The organism is Nocardiopsis sp. Huas11, assembly GCF_003634495.1.
GTDB lineage: Bacteria > Actinomycetota > Actinomycetes > Streptosporangiales > Streptosporangiaceae > Nocardiopsis.
In genome coordinates this window covers 1,917,153-1,932,964 of record NZ_RBKY01000001.1, presented here as the reverse complement: position 1 = coordinate 1,932,964, position 15,812 = coordinate 1,917,153, and the positions used below count along the sequence as shown (strand labels likewise).

General features: G+C 73.4%; 17 protein-coding genes. 10 read left to right on the top strand and 7 right to left on the bottom strand.

The window, feature by feature from the left end; genetic code table 11:
* Positions 1 to 17 precede the first annotated feature (17 nt).
* The 3 genes from mshD to DFP74_RS08555 form a co-directional block, all read right to left on the bottom strand.
* Positions 18 to 986 carry a mycothiol synthase gene (gene mshD / locus DFP74_RS08565; RefSeq protein WP_121181200.1) on the bottom strand — a complete coding sequence of 323 codons (969 nt, stop codon included), beginning with the start codon at positions 984 to 986 and terminating at the stop codon, positions 18 to 20.
* A 160-nt stretch (positions 987 to 1,146) separates the two neighbouring features.
* Complete coding sequence (locus tag DFP74_RS08560) at positions 1,147 to 2,304, bottom strand: hypothetical protein (protein ID WP_121181199.1); 1,158 nt, start codon at positions 2,302 to 2,304, stop codon at positions 1,147 to 1,149.
* Positions 2,305 to 2,613: 309 nt separating this feature from the next.
* A complete protein-coding gene (locus tag DFP74_RS08555; RefSeq protein WP_121181198.1) occupies positions 2,614 to 3,378 on the bottom strand; it encodes a response regulator transcription factor in 765 nt (254 codons plus the stop codon).
* Positions 3,379 to 3,487: 109 nt separating this feature from the next.
* On the opposite strand from DFP74_RS08555, the gene DFP74_RS08550 reads away from it, so the two are divergent.
* The 10 genes from DFP74_RS08550 (at position 3,488) to DFP74_RS08505 (ending at position 12,640) form a co-directional block, all read left to right on the top strand.
* Positions 3,488 to 3,745, top strand: coding sequence for a MoaD/ThiS family protein (locus DFP74_RS08550; protein WP_121181197.1), 258 nt, complete (start codon positions 3,488 to 3,490; stop codon positions 3,743 to 3,745).
* Positions 3,746 to 3,779: 34 nt separating this feature from the next.
* On the top strand, positions 3,780 to 4,046 hold the full coding sequence (locus DFP74_RS08545; RefSeq protein WP_121181196.1) for a glutaredoxin family protein: 267 nt from the start codon (positions 3,780 to 3,782) through the stop codon (positions 4,044 to 4,046).
* Positions 4,047 to 4,314: 268 nt separating this feature from the next.
* Entirely contained in the window at positions 4,315 to 5,013 is a 699-nt protein-coding gene (locus tag DFP74_RS08540; protein ID WP_121181195.1) for a redox-sensing transcriptional repressor Rex, read from the top strand.
* A 148-nt stretch (positions 5,014 to 5,161) separates the two neighbouring features.
* On the top strand, positions 5,162 to 6,679 hold the full coding sequence (locus DFP74_RS08535) for a glutamyl-tRNA reductase (protein ID WP_121181194.1): 1,518 nt from the start codon (positions 5,162 to 5,164) through the stop codon (positions 6,677 to 6,679).
* Between the two features lie 94 nt (positions 6,680 to 6,773).
* Entirely contained in the window at positions 6,774 to 7,241 is a 468-nt protein-coding gene (locus DFP74_RS08530; RefSeq protein WP_121181193.1) for an RRXRR domain-containing protein, read from the top strand.
* Between the two features lie 27 nt (positions 7,242 to 7,268).
* Entirely contained in the window at positions 7,269 to 8,240 is a 972-nt protein-coding gene (gene hemC, locus DFP74_RS08525) for a hydroxymethylbilane synthase (RefSeq protein ID WP_121181192.1), read from the top strand.
* Positions 8,241 to 8,505: 265 nt separating this feature from the next.
* A complete protein-coding gene (locus tag DFP74_RS08520; protein WP_121181191.1) occupies positions 8,506 to 10,191 on the top strand; it encodes a uroporphyrinogen-III synthase in 1,686 nt (561 codons plus the stop codon).
* Between the two features lie 116 nt (positions 10,192 to 10,307).
* Complete coding sequence (hemB, locus tag DFP74_RS08515; RefSeq protein ID WP_121181190.1) at positions 10,308 to 11,300, top strand: porphobilinogen synthase; 993 nt, start codon at positions 10,308 to 10,310, stop codon at positions 11,298 to 11,300.
* A 142-nt stretch (positions 11,301 to 11,442) separates the two neighbouring features.
* On the top strand, positions 11,443 to 12,057 hold the full coding sequence (locus DFP74_RS08510; RefSeq protein ID WP_199725873.1) for a bifunctional DNA primase/polymerase: 615 nt from the start codon (positions 11,443 to 11,445) through the stop codon (positions 12,055 to 12,057).
* Between the two features lie 55 nt (positions 12,058 to 12,112).
* Positions 12,113 to 12,640: a hypothetical protein gene (locus DFP74_RS08505; RefSeq protein WP_121181188.1), complete on the top strand. Its 528-nt coding sequence runs from the start codon at positions 12,113 to 12,115 to the stop codon at positions 12,638 to 12,640.
* A gap of 91 nt (positions 12,641 to 12,731) precedes the next feature.
* Here DFP74_RS08505 and DFP74_RS08500 read toward each other — a convergent pair whose 3' ends face one another.
* The 4 genes from DFP74_RS08500 to DFP74_RS08485 all read right to left on the bottom strand — a co-directional run bounded on the left by DFP74_RS08500 (position 12,732) and on the right by DFP74_RS08485 (position 15,782).
* Positions 12,732 to 13,127 carry a hypothetical protein gene (locus DFP74_RS08500; RefSeq protein ID WP_199725553.1) on the bottom strand — a complete coding sequence of 132 codons (396 nt, stop codon included), beginning with the start codon at positions 13,125 to 13,127 and terminating at the stop codon, positions 12,732 to 12,734.
* A complete protein-coding gene (locus tag DFP74_RS08495) occupies positions 13,121 to 13,738 on the bottom strand; it encodes a TIGR03086 family metal-binding protein (RefSeq protein WP_199725552.1) in 618 nt (205 codons plus the stop codon). The genes DFP74_RS08500 and DFP74_RS08495 overlap by 7 nt, the downstream gene beginning before the upstream one ends.
* Positions 13,739 to 13,857: 119 nt before the next feature.
* Entirely contained in the window at positions 13,858 to 14,505 is a 648-nt protein-coding gene (locus DFP74_RS08490; protein WP_121181187.1) for a response regulator transcription factor, read from the bottom strand.
* Positions 14,502 to 15,782 carry a sensor histidine kinase gene (locus tag DFP74_RS08485; RefSeq protein WP_121181186.1) on the bottom strand — a complete coding sequence of 427 codons (1,281 nt, stop codon included), beginning with the start codon at positions 15,780 to 15,782 and terminating at the stop codon, positions 14,502 to 14,504. The genes DFP74_RS08490 and DFP74_RS08485 overlap by 4 nt, the downstream gene beginning before the upstream one ends.
* Between the last annotated feature and the right edge of the window lie 30 nt (positions 15,783 to 15,812).

Below are 15,812 nucleotides of genomic sequence, written 5' to 3'. Positions count from 1 at the left end.
GCGGGGGCCGTGCGGGGTCAGTCGCCGGGTGCGTACATCACGTCGGTGTCCCACATCCCGAAGCCGAGGGACTCGTAGAGGCGGACCGCCGCCTCGTTGTCACCGTCGACGTACAGGTGCACCCAGGGCAGCCCGGCGTCACGGAGGTGGCGCAGGCCGGCCAGGGTCAGCGCACGGCCCAGACCGCTGCCCTGCCAGTCGGGGTCCACGCCCACCGCGTACACCTCGCCGACCGCCTCGGTGTCGGAGAGCCCGGCGCCGTCCTGGTGGACCTTGGTCCAGTGGAACGCGGCGACCGAGCCGTCGGTGGTGGTGGCGAGGAAGAAGCCGTGCGGGTCGAACCAGTCCTCCACCTCGCGCTGGAGGAGGTCGTCCAGGGTGAGCTGGCCCTGCTCGGGGTGGTCGGCGAACGCGCGGGCGTTGGCGGCCAGCCACGCCTGCTCGTCCTGGCCGACCACGAACGGCCGCACGCGCACCCGGGCGGCCACGTCGGGGCGCAGGTCGGGTTCGGGGAGTTCCGGAACCGCCCAGGGGCCGCCGGGCGCGTCGGCGGGGACGTCGCGCAGCGGCATGCGCATCTTGTGGAGTTCACGGACCGGGCGCCAGCCGTCGGCGGCGGCCACCGCGGACGCCTGGGGGGTCCGGCCGTGCGCCCACACCCGCACGCCGTGGGGACCGGCGTCGGTGTGGACGGAGTGCAGCAGGGCCTTGCCGTGGCCGCGGCCGCGGTGGGCCGGGTCGACCACGATCTCACCGGAGTCGGGCTCGCCGTCCACGCGCTCGATGAACGCGAAGCCGACCACGCGGCCCTCGACGGTGATCACGTGGAAGCGGCTGCTCCCCGAGGGGGCGCCGTGGCGTACGCGCAGGACGGTGTGCTCGGACAGGGGGGCGACGCCGTCCGCGCGTCGGGCGGCCTCGGCGATCGCCAGGACGTCGTCGGCGGGCTCGCGGGCCAGGTCGTCGGTGACCAGCGGGGTACTCATGGGGCGAGATCCTACGTCCCCGGGTGCGCGGGGGCGTGCGCCAGGCCCCGCGTCGGGCGCTGTGTCGGACTCGGCCGTGCTTTTCGCAGCATTCCGCGCACACGGCGATCCCCCGCCCGCGGCGCGGACGGGGGATCGGGGCGTGGGGGCCGCAGGCCGGTCAGCCCTTGCGGCGCTTGCCCTGGTAGCCGGCGCCGATCCGGACCCTGCGGGCCGGAGCGAGCGGCGTGGCCAGGAGCAGGGCCAGCAGGAGCGCTGCCAGCAGCACGGCCGGAGCCCAGTTGGGGCCCAGGTCGCTGGTGTCGGCCGCCACCTCGGTGCCGTCCTCGCCGGCGCCCTCGTCCTCGCCGGAGGACGGCGTCACCAGCGGCAGGTCGGCGAGGTCCTCCGAGCCCCCGGAGATCTCCGGGAGGTCGGCCTCGTTCCGAGGCAGCGTCGGGATGTCGGAGTCGCTGGTCGGCACGTCGTCCACACCGGACCGCGAGGTCGGCGTGGAACCGGAGCCGGAACCGGAGTTCGACCCGCCGGAGCCGGAGCCGTTCGAGGAGTTCGACGAACTCGGGCTGCTGGGAGTCGCGGACGTGGAGGGCCTGTTCGAGGGCGTGGAGGGCGGGGACGAGGAGCCGGAGCCGTCCGTGCCGTCGTTACCGCCGGTGCCGCCCGTCGGCCGCTCCGTGGGGGAGGGCGTGGGGCGTTCGCTCCCGGCCGGCGGGTCGGGCGGCGAGGGTGTGGGAGTCGGGGTCGGGGTGGGAGTCGGGGTCGGGGAGGGCTCGGGGTGGTACACCGCGACCGACCAGGCGCCCGTGGACGTCGTCACGACCGACGCGGAGTCGATCGAGGAGCAGCCGGTCTCGGCGTCGGCGAGCGCGTACGCCAGCGTGGCGACCACGTCGGTGTCCCGTCGGGGCGAGCCGGTGACCTGTCCGGCGTTCACGTCCTGTCCGGGTTCGACCAGCTGGGCGGAGAACCCCTCGACGGAGAACTCCGGGATCTCGACGGTCAGGCTCACCAGGCAGATCGACGCGTCGCCGGTGTTGGTCGCGGTGACGGCGTTGGGCTCCGCCGCCGAACCGAGTCGCACCCGGTCGGCGGAGCGGTCGAACGCGGCCGCGGCCGAGGGGGTGGGAGGAGGGGTGGAGGGGCTGGGCGAGGGTGAGGCCGAGGAACTCGGCTCGGTGGAGGACGAGGGCGAAGGGCTCGGTTCGGCGTTGGCCGGCGTGGCCAGGGCGACGAGACTCGATCCGACGAAGACCGCGCAGAGGGGGATACCGAAGCGACGTCTGAGGGGCATGTGAGCGCTCGCGGCGGTGGTGGGCATCGGGGCGGGTCCCTCCTTAGGGCGATGCGCCTGACTTGCCTCACCCGCCCGGGGGGCGTTCGCCGCGCCAGACGACCCTGCGTGCGGGTGCGCCACAGATCCTAGGCGTTCTCGCTCAGTTACACGAGCCCTGCACAGGGTGTGGTTCGAGGTCGTCACCGAGCGGGGACACGCGCGTGACCTCCGCCGTGGCCCGCGCGGGCCACGCGGGCCGGACAGGACGAGTCCGGGGCGCCTCGCGCGAGTGCGCGGCGCCCCGGTGCTCATGGCGTGTGTCGCGGACGGCGGACCGTCGCGCGCACCGCACTCCTACCGCGTGGGCTCCGAGGCCCGGGCGGACGGGAGCTCCACGTCCTCGGCCGGCTGTGCCTGCGCCGCCTTGGCGACCGGGTCGGGCACGAACCGGTAGCCCACGTTGCGCACGGTGCCGATCAGGGACTCGTACTCCGAGCCGAGCTTGGCCCGCAGGCGCCGCACGTGGACGTCGATGGTGCGGGTGCCGCCGAAGTAGTCGTAGCCCCACACCTCCTGGAGCAGCTGGGCCCGGGTGAAGACCCGGCCCGGGTGCTGGGCCAGGAACTTGAGCAGTTCGAACTCCTTGAAGGTCAGGTCCAGGATCCGGCCGCGCAGTCGGGCGATGTAGGTCGCCTCGTCGATGACGAGGTCGCCGCGGCGGATCTCGTCGGGGTCGTCGGTCCCGGCCTCGGCCGAACCCACGGCCAGGCGCAGCCGCGCCTCGACCTCCGCGGGCCCGGCGGTGGCCAGGATGAAGTCGTTGACCTGCCAGTCGGGGGTGAGGGCGGCGACGCCGCCCTCGGTCAGGACCACCAGCAACGGGCACTCCAACCCCGTGGTGTCCAGCAGGCGGCAGAAGTTACGGGCGGTTGCCAGGTCGGTTCGCGCATCGACCAGAATGGCGTCGATGGGCGCGTTCGAGTTCCCGGTCGCACCGGACGCCAGGAGCGCTCCCGCCTCCGCCGGCGCCACCCGCACGGAGTGCAGGAGGAGCCCGAGGGCAGGTAGAACGTGGTCAGACGGTTCGTTCGAGTTCGTCAGTAGCAGCAGATGGCTCATGCGTCTCTTCTCGTCATCCCGCGCTGTGCGGACGATCGAAGGCGCCTTTGCCCCCGGTGAAGATGTGTTTAATACGTCGCCTCCGAGCAACACCAAGGATAATCAATAGATGGCGAAGTGCACTATCAGGTACTGGGCAGCGGCCAAGGAAGCGGCGGGAACCGCCGAGGACCAGGTCGATGCCGACACCCTCGGAGCGGCCCTGGACGCCGCGTGTCTCCTTCATCCCGACGACCGATTCCTGCGGGTACTCGGGGCTTCGTCGCTTCTGGTGGACGAGCGGCCGGTCGGCAAGAGGCCGCACGGTGAGGTCGCGGTGGCCGATGGGACTGTGATCGAGGTCCTACCGCCGTTCGCCGGCGGGTGAGGGCCCCGACAAGTGATGGGAACCGGGAGGAAACATGAGTGAAACCCCCGAGTGGGCGGGGCGGGCGCGCGTGGTGATGCTGGGCAAGCCCGGCTGCCACCTGTGCGCGGACGCGTGGACCGTGGTGGAGCGGGTGACCGACCAGCTCGGGATCAGTCGGGCCGAGGTCGACCTGAACGGGGTGGACGCTGCCGACCGGGAGGAGTACTGGGACAAGATCCCCGTGACCTTCGTCGACGGGCGCCAGCACGACTTCTGGCGGGTGGGCGAGGCGCGGTTGCGCGCGGCCCTGGGGGTCTGACCACGTACGCGGAGGCGGCGCGGAGAACACGGCACGGATGTGCGTTCTGTCCCTCATCCGGATGATGTGAAGTCATGTTTCCGGATTGTGGTTTCGGATGCCATTGGTGAGAATTTTTGGTCCCCACGTCACAAGCGACCCCACTTTGTGCGCGCTTTCACAAGCACGTAATCTATGAGTGACCGGGAGGCGCGGCGTCACCGGCCCCCACGGTGTGCCGCGCAGTCCGGGCCCGTTCGATTCGATCTCCCCCCAGGAGCGCCCGCCTGTGACACGCCGCCCACCCCGGCCCCGGGAGAGGGGAATCCCCGAGGCCACCGTCGCCCGGCTCCCGGTCTACCTGCGCGCCCTGCAGGCACTCCAGGACCGTGGCACCCTCACGGTCTCCTCGGAGCACCTCGCCTCGATCGCCGGTGTGAACTCCGCCAAGCTCCGCAAGGATCTCTCCCACCTCGGCTCCTACGGCACGCGAGGGGTCGGCTACGAAGTCGAGTACCTCGTGTACCAGATCTCGCGTGAGCTTGGTCTCACCCAGGACTGGTCCGTCGCCATCGTCGGCATCGGCAACCTGGGCCGCGCTCTCGCCAACTACGGGGGGTTCGGCACGCGCGGGTTCCGTATAGCGGCCCTGCTCGACGCCGACCCGTCCGTGGTCGGCAGGACCGTGGCGTCGCTCGACGTCAGGCATATTGACAACCTGGAGGACGTTGTCCGTTCGATGGGCGTTTCCATCGGCGTCATCGCCACACCGGCGGCCTCCGCGCAGGGCGTGGCGAGCCGGTTCGTCGAGGCGGGGGTGACCAGCATCCTCAACTTCGCGCCGGTCGTGCTGAATGTGCCGGACGGGGTCGATGTGCGTAAGGTCGACTTGTCCATCGAACTCCAGATCCTCGCCTTCCACGCCCAGCGCAGGGCGGACGGCGGCAGCGGACGGGGCGTGGACCCGGCAGGGCTGGAACTGACGTGAGAACGACGCACCCAGGCGACGGGGCCCGGGCGGCGCGAGGCGCGCGAGCCGGAGCAAGCGGGGGCCGCCCCGCCGCGACGGGGACCGTGCCCGAGCATAGAGACGCAGCGTCATGGGGGCGCTGTGGTGCCTGCGTAGGAGAATGCGGATGAGTGTCCTGGCCGTGGGGTTGAGCCACCGGAGTTCGCCGGTGGCGCTGCTCGAGCGCGTCGCTCTGAACGGTGAGACCCGGACCAGGGCGGTCGGCGAGATGGTCGCCTCCGAGGCCGTCAACGAGGCGATGGTCGTCTCCACCTGCAACCGGACCGAGGTCTACGCCGACGTCTCCGCCTTCCACGGGGGCGTCGCGGCCATCACCGAACTCCTGTCGTGGCACACCGGCGTCGCCCTCGGCGAGCTGTCCGACCACCTCTACGTGCACTACGAGGACCAGGCGGTCCAGCACCTGTTCTCCGTCACCTGCGGCCTGGACTCGATGGTCGTCGGCGAGGGCCAGATCCTCGGCCAGGTCCGCGACGCCCTCAAGCTCGGCCAGGAGGCCGGCACCGTCGGCCGCGTCCTCAACGACCTCGGCCAGCGCGCCCTGCGGGTGGGCAAGCGCGCCCACACCGAGACCCACCTGGACCACGCGGGCGCCGACATGGTCAGCTTCGGCCTGGAGCACGCCCTGGCGCACCTGCGGCCCAGACCGGACACCGCCGGACCCGCCCCCACGGTCGGCCAGACCACGCCGGTGGCCGGCGCGGTCCCGCCCGCCGCCTGCCCCATGTCCGGCGCCGAGGCCCCGTCCGCGCGGAGCACGGCCGCCGACGGCTCCGGCGAGGCCGCCGCCGGACCGCTGTCCGGACTGCGCGTCCTCGTCCTGGGCGCCGGCTCGATGAGCGCCCTGTCCGCCAACACCGTGGCCCGCCAGGGCGCGCGGACCGTCGTCGTCGCCAACCGCACGATGGAGCGCGCCGCCCGCCTGGCCGAGTGCCTGACCGAGGCCTACGACACGGTCGGCTCGCGCGCCGTACCCTTCCCCGACGCCGCCGGCGTCCTGCCCGAGGTCGACCTCGTCATCTCCTGCACCGGCGCCCAGGGCCTGGTCCTGACCGCCGACGCCGTGGCCGCGGCCGACACCGGGCGCACCACGCCCCTGGTCTTCCTCGACCTCGCCCTGCCCCACGACATCGACCCCGCGGTGCGCGACCTCCCGCACGTGTCCCTGGTCGACATCGAGGACCTGCGGCAGGCCACCGCCGCCACCCGCGACCGCGAGTCCGGCCGCTCCGGCGCCCTGACCGTGGTCCGCGAGATCGTCGACGAGGAGGTCGCCGAGTTCCGCACGGTCCGCCGCGCGAACGAGGTCACCCCCACCGTCGTCGCCCTGCGCGCCCAGGCCCGGGGCGTCGTCGAGTCCGAGCTGTCCCGGCTGCACGGCCGCCTGCCCGCCGACCTCGACGACCGCGCCCGCGAGGAGATCACCCGGGCGATGCGCCGCGTGGCCGACAAGCTCCTGCACCGTCCCACGGTGCGGGTCAAGGAACTGGCCGCCGCGCCCGACGGCGAGGCCTACGAGGCCGCCCTGCGCGAACTCTTCGACCTCGATCCCAAGACGCCGGAGGCCCTGTCCTCGACCGCGCGTCCCACCACCGCGGCCGAGGCCGCTCAGGAGCAGGTGTAACGGGTTCCCCCTCCTGAAGGAGGGAGCTCTCAGCCCGCGTGGCTGGGGGAGCGCCGTTACCAGCACTAGCCATCACCGACAAGGAGGTGACCAGATGGCTACGTTTCACGTAGGGCAGAAGACCCACCAGACCGTGCTTCCTCAGCGGCCTGCTCTGGAATTCGCGTCAGCAGACATCCCCGGGAACAGGGACGAAACGGGGCGCGTGGACCGCGATGCGGTACCCGGCGTGGAACATGTGCGAGGGGAGACGCTCGATGCTTCACCTGGTGTCGAGCGCGTCACCCCCGACCCTGAGGTCGGGGAGAAGGCCCGTGAGGGCCACTCGTCCCGCGAGGGACAACCAATGGTGTTCGTCATTGACAAACACGGCCACCCGTTGCAGCCCACGTCGCCGGCCAGGGCACGCAAGCTGCTTGCCAAGGGCAGTGGCAAGTTCAACGTGCGCACCGCCTACGGCACAGTGCAGGGCATCCACCACCGCCACGTTCACTTGCTACAACGCGCGGACGGCTACGCTTACACCACACGGAAGGAGGCAGGGGTTGCCTCCCCGGCATAGAGCCGGAGCAACGCCCCATAGCATCTGATGACCGCGAATCCCGCCGGCGGCACACCGGCCAGGCTCGGCACCCGCCGCAGCACCATGGCCACCACCCAGTCCCGGATGGTCGCCGACGCGATCACCGAGCGCACCGGGCACCCGATCGAACTGGAGCTCATCACGAGCTTCGGCGACGTCACGAAGGCCCACCTGACCCAGCTCGGCGGGACCGGCGTGTTCGTCAACGCCCTGCGCGACGAACTCGTGGCCGGCACGATCGACTTCGCCGTCCACTCCCTCAAGGACCTGCCGACCGTCCCCGCCGACGGCCTCGTCCTGGCCGCCATCCCCGAGCGCGACGACCCCCGCGACGCCCTGTGCGCCCGCGACGGACTCACGTTCGACGAGCTGCCCGCCGGGGCGAGGATCGGCACGGGCTCCCCGCGCCGCGTCGCCCAGCTCGCCGCCCTGCGCCCCGACCTGGTCTACGTGTCCATCCGCGGCAACGCCGAGACCCGCCTGGGCAAGGTGACCTCCGGTGAACTGGACGCCGTCGTCCTCGCCTACGCCGGACTCGGCCGGGTGGGCCGCAGGGACGCCGTCACCGACGTGTTCGACGTCGATCGCATGCTGCCCGCCCCGGGCCAGGGCGCCCTGGCCGTGGAGTGCACGGTCAAGCGGCGCGACGACGACCTGGGCTACCTGGCCGCCGTCGACCACGCGCCCACCCGCGCCTCCGTCGTCGCCGAGCGCACCGTGCTGTCCGTCCTGGAGGGCGGCTGCGCCGCGCCCGTCGGCGCCTTCGCCGAGTACGCCGACGGCCGGCTGCGCCTGCGCGCCGCCGTGGTCGCCACCGACGGCACCGCCGCCGTCCGGGGCGAGCGCACCGCCGACCTCGCCTCCGACCACGACCTGGACGCGGCCGTCGCGCTCGGCCGGGAGCTGGCCCGCGAGATGATCGGCGAGGGCGCCGACCGCATCGTCGCCGCGGCCTTCGCCGAAAGGGACACACCCTAGGGTGCGTCCCGTGAACACTCGCCCTGTTGCGCGACGCCCCAGCGGCGCCCTCGCTTCGTTCTCATCAGTCGACAGGAGACCCACCCTGACTCCCTCTTCGGCCTCGCGAGGCCACCACTGGACCGCCGCTCACGACGGGCGGTGTCCAAGGGACACACCCTAGAACCAGACGGGCGGGGCGCCGACGTGGCCGCCGCCGCCCAGCCGTCACCGCCCCGGGCCCGCACACCGGGGCACAGGCGACCCACACCCGAGGAGCCAGTACGTGAACGCCAACGCCATCCCCCGTCCGGAGGAGTCGCGCCCCGCCCCGCGCCCCGGGCACGTCGCCCTGGTCGGCACCGGCCCCGGCGGCGCCGACCTGCTCACGCTGCGCGGCGCCGAGCTGCTGCGCCGCGCCGACGTGGTCATCACCCTCCGCGAACCCGCGGCCGAGGAGCTGGCCGGCTTCCGTACCGAACTCCTGGAGCACTGCGCCGAGGACGTGTCCGTGATCGAGGCCGCCGAGTGCGGCGGCGACATCAACACGCTGGCCGTCACCCGGGCCCGTGAGGGCCGCAGGGTGGTGCGCCTGTACTCCGGCGACCCGTTCTTCGGCTGCCGCGGCGCCGACCTGGTGGCCGCCTGCCGTGAGGCGGGCGTGGAGGTCGAGGTCGCCCCGGGCGTCTCCTCGGTCACCGCCGTGCCGACCTTCGCCGGCATCCCGCTGCTGGGCGATGGCCCCGAGGTGCGCCTGCTCAACGCCCGCCCGCACGGCGACACCGAGGTCGACTGGCACGAGGCGGCGGCCAGCGACGCCGCGCTGGTGATCCTGGGCGCGGACGCGCCCCCCGGCGAGGAGCCCGGTCACCAGGGTCCCGGCTTCGACGTCATGTGCAAGACCCTCATCGCCGGCGGCCGCCCGCCGGCCACCCCCGTCGCGGTCGTGCGCGCCGGCGGTACCACCCGTCAGACGACGGTCACCTCGACGCTGTCCCGGCTGGTCGCCGAGCTCAAGTCCAAGGACGCCAAGGGCCACCACGTGACCGCCCCGGCCCTGATGGTCGTCGGGGCGCCGGTGGGGCGCCAGCCCGAGCTGTCCTGGTACGAGACCCGCCCGCTGTTCGGCTGGCGCGTGCTCGTGCCCCGGACCAAGGAGCAGGCCGCCGCCCTGTCCGACCAGCTGCGCGGCTACGGCGCGGTGCCCGAGGAGGTGCCCACCATCTCCGTGGAGCCGCCGCGCACCCCGCAGCAGATGGAGCGCGCCGTCCGCGGCCTGGTCACCGGCCGCTACCAGTGGGTCGCCTTCACCTCCACCAACGCGGTCCGGGCCATCCGGGAGCGCCTGGAGTCCTACGGCCTGGACGCGCGCGCCTTCGCCGGGGTCAAGGTCGCCGTCGTCGGCGAGGCCACGGCCAGGGCCGTACGGGACTTCGGCATCCAGCCCGACCTGGAGCCGCCGGAGGACGCCCAGTCCAGTGCGGGCCTGGTGTCGGTGTGGCCGCCCTACGACGCCGAGATCGACCCCATCGAGCGCGTGCTGCTCCCGCGCGCCGACATCGCCACGGAGACCCTGGCGGCCGGACTGGACGAACGGGGGTGGGAGGTCGACGACGTCACCGCCTACCGCACGGTCCGCGCGGCGCCCCCGCCCGCGCCTGTCCGAGAGGCCATCAAGGGAGGTGGTTTCGATGCGGTGCTGTTCACGTCGTCCTCCACGGTGCGCAACCTGGTGGGGATCGCGGGCAAGCCGCACAACACCACCGCCATCGCGGTCATCGGCCCCGAGACCGAGAAGACCGCGATCGAGTTCGGCCTGCGCGTCGACGTCGTGGCGTCCAAGCCGTCGGTTTCGGCCCTGGCGGAGGCGCTTTCGGAGTACGGTGCCGCCAAGCGCCGTGAGGCCGTCGAGGCCGGCAAGCCCGTCCTCAAGCCGAGCCAGAAGCGCCGGGGCCGTCGCCGCAAGGTCTGACGTCCCACCCGCCGCCACCCTTGACCGACGCCTCCGGCGCAGCACCACCCGCCCGCCCTCGACCGACGCCTCCGGCGAGGTAGCACCCGTTCGTCCACAGCCATGAGGAGCCCGAATTGACCGCCTCCGACGCCGCCTTCCCCGCCGCCCGGCCGCGCCGCCTGCGCCGCGGGGCGCCCCTGCGTCGCCTGGTCGCCGAGACCCGGGTGCGGCCGGAGAACCTCGTCCTGCCGATGTTCGTCAAGGAGGGCCTCACCGAACCGGTGCCGATCTCCTCGATGCCCGGCCAGGTGCAGCACACCCGCGACAGCCTGCGCAAGGCAGCCCAGGAGGCGGCCCAGGCGGGCGTGGGCGGCGTGATGCTGTTCGGGATCCCCGAGCACAAGGACGAGCGCGGATCCGGGGCCGACGACCCGAACGGCGTCGTGCAGGTGGCGCTGCGCGACCTGGCCGCGGACGTCGGGGACGAGATGGTGGTCATGGCCGACCTGTGCCTGTGCGAGTACACCTCGCACGGCCACTGCGGGCCGCTGGAGACCGGCGGGCACGTGGACAACGACCTCACCCTGGAGCGGTACGCGGCCATCGCGGCGGCCCAGGCGGAGGCGGGCGCGGCCGTGGTGGCGCCCAGCGGCATGATGGACGGCCAGGTCGCGGCGATCCGCCGCGGGCTGGACGGCGCCGGGTTCACCCAGGTGCCCATCCTGGCCTACGCGGCCAAGTACGCGTCGGTGTTCTACGGGCCCTTCCGGGAGGCCGCCGAGGGCGCGCCGCAGTTCGGTGACCGCTCCGGCTACCAGCAGGACCCGGCCAACGCCCGCGAGGCGCTGCGCGAGGTCGCGCTGGACGTGGCCGAGGGAGCCGACATGGTGATGGTCAAGCCGGGCCTGGCCTACCTCGACATCGTCGCCAAGGTCGCCGAGGCCTCGCCGGTTCCCGTGTCGGCCTATCAGGTCAGCGGGGAGTACGCGATGATCGAGGCGGCGGCCGAGAAGGGCTGGCTGGACCGGGAGCGCGCGATCGTGGAGACCCTCACCAGCTACCGCAGGGCGGGGGCGGAGCAGGTCCTCACCTACTGGGCGACCGAGGCGGCCCGCCTGCTGAGGTAGTACGACCAGGCCCTTCGCCCCGGTCGCGGTCGCCGGGCGGGGGGTCAGGAGACGTCGGCCGCGCCTGGATCTACACATCACCACCGGGGGTTCCATGGCCGACGTCCTGTACCGACGTAAGCGACGGCATGCGGCGGACAGCATGCTGGAGTCAGCGCTGCGCTACGCGCGGCTGGGGTGGCCGGTGGTGCGGGGCGCCGCGCCCGGCCAGGACCGGGCGTGTACCTGCGACCGGATGGGCTGTCCGGACCCGGCGGCGCACCCGGTGACGATGGCGTGGGGTGTGGAGGCCAGCACCGACCCCGAGCGGATCCGCGGCTGGTGGACCGCGACCCCCGACGCGAACGTGATCCTGCCGACCGGCCGGGTCTTCGACGTCTTCGACGTACCCCGCGAGGCCGGGGTGATGGCGCTGGCGCGGATGGGCCGCTCGGGCGTCCCCGCCGGTCCGGTGGCGGCGGTGGAGGCCTCCCGCTACCTGTTCTTCGTGGCGACCCGGTCCCCGGTGGACGAGGACGAGTGGTGGTCCTGCCACCTGGACACCGTCCCGGAGTCCGTGGAGGCGACCCCGGGCCTGCGGTGGCACTGCCGGGACAGCTTCGTGCCCGGCGCGCCCTCGGTGCTGCCCTCCGGCGGCCGCGTCACCTGGATCCGGGCGCCGCGCGACGAGGACGGCGCGGGCGTTCCGCTGCCCGACCCCATCGCGGTGCTGGACATCCTCTCCGACGCCAGCGAGGAGTTCCCCGACCGCGGCTGATCGAGGGTGCTCGGAGCCGGCCGAGGGCCGGAACGAGGAGGGCCAGGGGCTTCGCGTGTTCGACTTCGGGCTGGAGGGCTACCGGCCCCGGTGGCTGAACGGCCGGGCCGCCGTCACGGCGGCCCAGGGCCCGCGGCTGCGGTCGCTCGTCGGCCGACCCTTGAGCGGGGTCCGGCTGGTCTGGGACCTCCAGGACGACGAGTGGTTCTGCGACTGCCCCGTCCTGCTCGACTTCGACGGCGAACAGGTGGAGCTCAACCACTCCAGGCTCGACGACCTCTCGATCACCTGGAATTCCATCGACCCGCGCGGGCCCGTCCGATGGGACGGTTTCGACCTGCGGTGGCGCCGCGACGAGAGATCCGAGGCGCACGCGCTCCAGGGTCAGCTCCTCCAGGACGTCGAACTCCTGACATGGGCCGGCCGGCGCCCGGTCCGCAGATCGAGGGACCCGGACCTGGGGACCGTCGACGTCCACTTCCGGTTCCCCCGGGGCGGGCTGACCGTCCTGAACGCCCTGGACGAGAACGGGCTGGCCTTCGGGCCGCCCGCCCCGACCTACCGGCGCCACCCCCTGCGCTGACGCGCGGCCCCTGATGCCCGGAGTCCGCGTCCGGTGGGTGCCCGGGGCCCTCGCGCCCGGCGGGCGCTCGGTGGGTCCGTGCGGGGCGGTCTCACCTGGGGCCCTCCCCGTCCGGCAGGTACGGCCGGGCCTGGGCCCAGAGGTCCGCGGGCCGACCCTGGTCCGTCCACCAGGCGCTGGAGGTCAACCGACCCCGGCCGCGGTAGCGCAGCATGATCGTGACGTGGTCCGGCGACGCCACGAATCCCCGCAGCGCCGGCTCGTTCCGCCACACCGACACCGAGCCGCACGCGCGTCGCCGCGGCTCGGTCCACAGCCACATCCCGACCGCGCCGCCCAACCGGGGCCAGGCCCGGCCCAGCGCCCGCCCGGATCGGTGGATGCCGGGCAGGTCGTACCACCTGTCGGCGTGGAAGGCGGTGACCGCCAACAGGACGGGGCCGGTGACGTCGGCCGCCGGCCCCGGCGTCCACGCGCTCCTCAGCACGGCGGTGTCCACGTCGGTGTGCGGCCGACCAGACCCAGCAGCCGTGCGAAGCCGTCGGCCTCGTCGGAGACCGGGACGAGGGCGGCGAACGGCGCGCCGGGCCCGCGCAGACCCGGGACGTCCGCCCACCGGGAGGCGATCAGCAGCGCGGCGGCCACCGACTCCTCGTCGGGGTCGTAGGGGACCCCGAGGGACACGGCGACGTCCCACCCGTGCACGAGGCAGTCGAGGAAGTGCATGGCCATGGCGGATCGGCCGGACCGCACCCCGAACTCGCGGATCTCGACGGGCCGCTCGTCGATGTCCTCCACGGCGAACGCGGCGGTGACCTCGGCCGCGGACTCCTGGTAGGCGCGGTGCGGGTCGGCGCCGAGCTCGCCGCCGTCCCATAGGGAGCGTGCCACCCGCAGGCCCGCGGCCGCCGCGGCGAAGCCCCGGTTCTCGTTCACCAGGTGTCGCAGCAGGTCGCCCAGGTTCCAGTGCGCGCAGGGGGTGGGCCGGGTGAGGTGCGCGGGGCCGACCTGGGCGATCGGCCCTCGGGCGGCCTCCAGGGCGCGCCGGTCGAGGTCACGCAGGTCCAGGGAGCGCGTGTCGAGGGAAGACGTGTTCACCACTCCTTTAATAGCACGAACGATCGTGCTTTTTTCTGGAGGCTAGCACGGCGGACACGTATCGGCCCAGTGTTCGTGGGCGGCGGGTTCCGGGCCGCGCGGACCTGGGCCGTGCCGCCCTAGGCGGTTCCGTGTCCGCCGACCCACAGGGCCAGGGCGGTGCGGTCCCGCAGGCCGAGCTTGCGCAGGATGCTGGTGACGTGGTTCTTGGCGGTGCCCTCGGTGATGAACAGGGCGCGGGCGATCTCCCGGTTGGTGGCGCCGGTCCCGACGAGCCGCGCCACCTCGGCCTCGCGTTCGGACAGCGGCGAGTCGGAGCGCGGGGGAGCGGGCGCGGCCGGAGGATCCAGCGCGGCCACCAGGAGGTCGGCCGCCGCGCCGCCGAGGACGGTCTCCCCGCGGGCCGCCCGGCGGATGGCCGACACCAGTTCGTCGGGCGGGACGTCCTTGAGCAGGTAGCCGCGGGCTCCCGCACGCAGGCCGCCGAAGACGAGTTCGTCGTCGTCGAAGGTGGTGAGGACGACCGCGGCCACAGCGGGGTGCTCCATGCGCATGCGGGCGATGAGCTCGATCCCGTCCATGCGCGGCATGCGCGCGTCCACCAGCGCCACGTCCGGGGGCGGTGCGGCGGCCAGGAACTCCAGGGCCTCGATCCCGTCGGCCGCGTCGCCGACGACCTCCACGCCCTCCTCGATCTCCAGCAGCTTGCGCAGCCCCTGCCGCAAGAGGATCTGGTCGTCCACGACCAGGACCGACACCGGTCTCACGCCACCCCTCCCGCCGTCAGCCCCGCGGGCCGCCGCGCCACGGGGACCCGCACGCTGAGCCGGAAACCGCCGCCGGCGCGCTCGCCCGCGGTCACCGAGCCCCGCACCGCCCTGACCCGCTCGCGCAGTCCGCGCAGACCGAAGCCCGACGCGAGGGCGTCGGTGTCGGCGCCCCCGCCGTTGTCGGTCACGGTGACGGTCACCTCCTCGGCCGAGGCCGTCACCGCTACCTCGACCCGGTCCCCGCCGGAGTGGCGCATCGCGTTGGTCAGCCCCTCCTGGAGCGCCCGGTAGCAGACCAGTTCGGCTTCCGGGGCGAGGTCGCGCGGCCAGTCCCCGGAGTCGGTGAAGTCGATGCGCACGCCGCCGCCCTGGAAGGACTCCGCCATCGCGCGCATCGCCGACGCTCCCGCACGCCCCTCCAGGCGCAGCGGGCGCAGGGCACGCACCCAGCGCCGGGTGTCGGTGAGGGCCTCCCCGGCCAGTTCCCGGGCCTGTTCCACCTCGTCCCAGGCCGCGTCGGGGCGGGAGGTCCGAAAGCGCAGGGCGTTGGAGAGGGTCATCGTGAGGGCGGTGAGGTAGTGCCCGGTGCTGTCGTGCATCTCCCTGGACATCCGCGCCCGCTCCTCGGCCACCGTCAGCTCCCTGACCCGGTCCGCGTGTCGGCGCAGGTCGGCGTGGGCCGCCTCCAGTTCGGCGAGCAGCTCACGCGTGCGCTCGGACCGCTGGGCGGAGACCACGAGGCCGATGAAGGCCACACCCGACAGGAACGCCAGGAACAGCAGGCCGGCCGCGTAGGTCAGGCTGACCGACAGCGGGTCCCCGGGCAGCGCCAGGGTGACGACGAGGGCCGAACCGGACAGCAGGGTGGCGTAGCCGAGGAGTCCGGCGAGCCCGAACACGGCCACCGCGTTCATGGCGGCCGCGCAGACCAGAAGGAAGACCGTGGAGTTGCCGAAGAACACCACGTTCAGGGAGATGACGAGGAAGAGCGCGCTGGCGGCCCTGCGCGGCCACGGGGCGGCGGGGGACCAGGCCAGGAACGGCCACAGCGCGAGGACGAGGACCAGGCCCACCGCGCTGGAGAGGACGAACCCGCTCAGCAGCGGGTCCATCTCCCGGAACGCCTCACGGCCCTCGACGGCGATCGCCAGGCCCATGGTCAGGCCGGTGGTCACGCCCGTGCCCCAGAACAGCAGGTCGAGGGCACGGGGCGGGCGGTGCTCGCGAAGTTCCACCCAGGAGGACAGGTCGGGGAGGGGCGTGGGCGACCTCATGGCCCGAGCGTATCCGGACGGGGGGCGGTC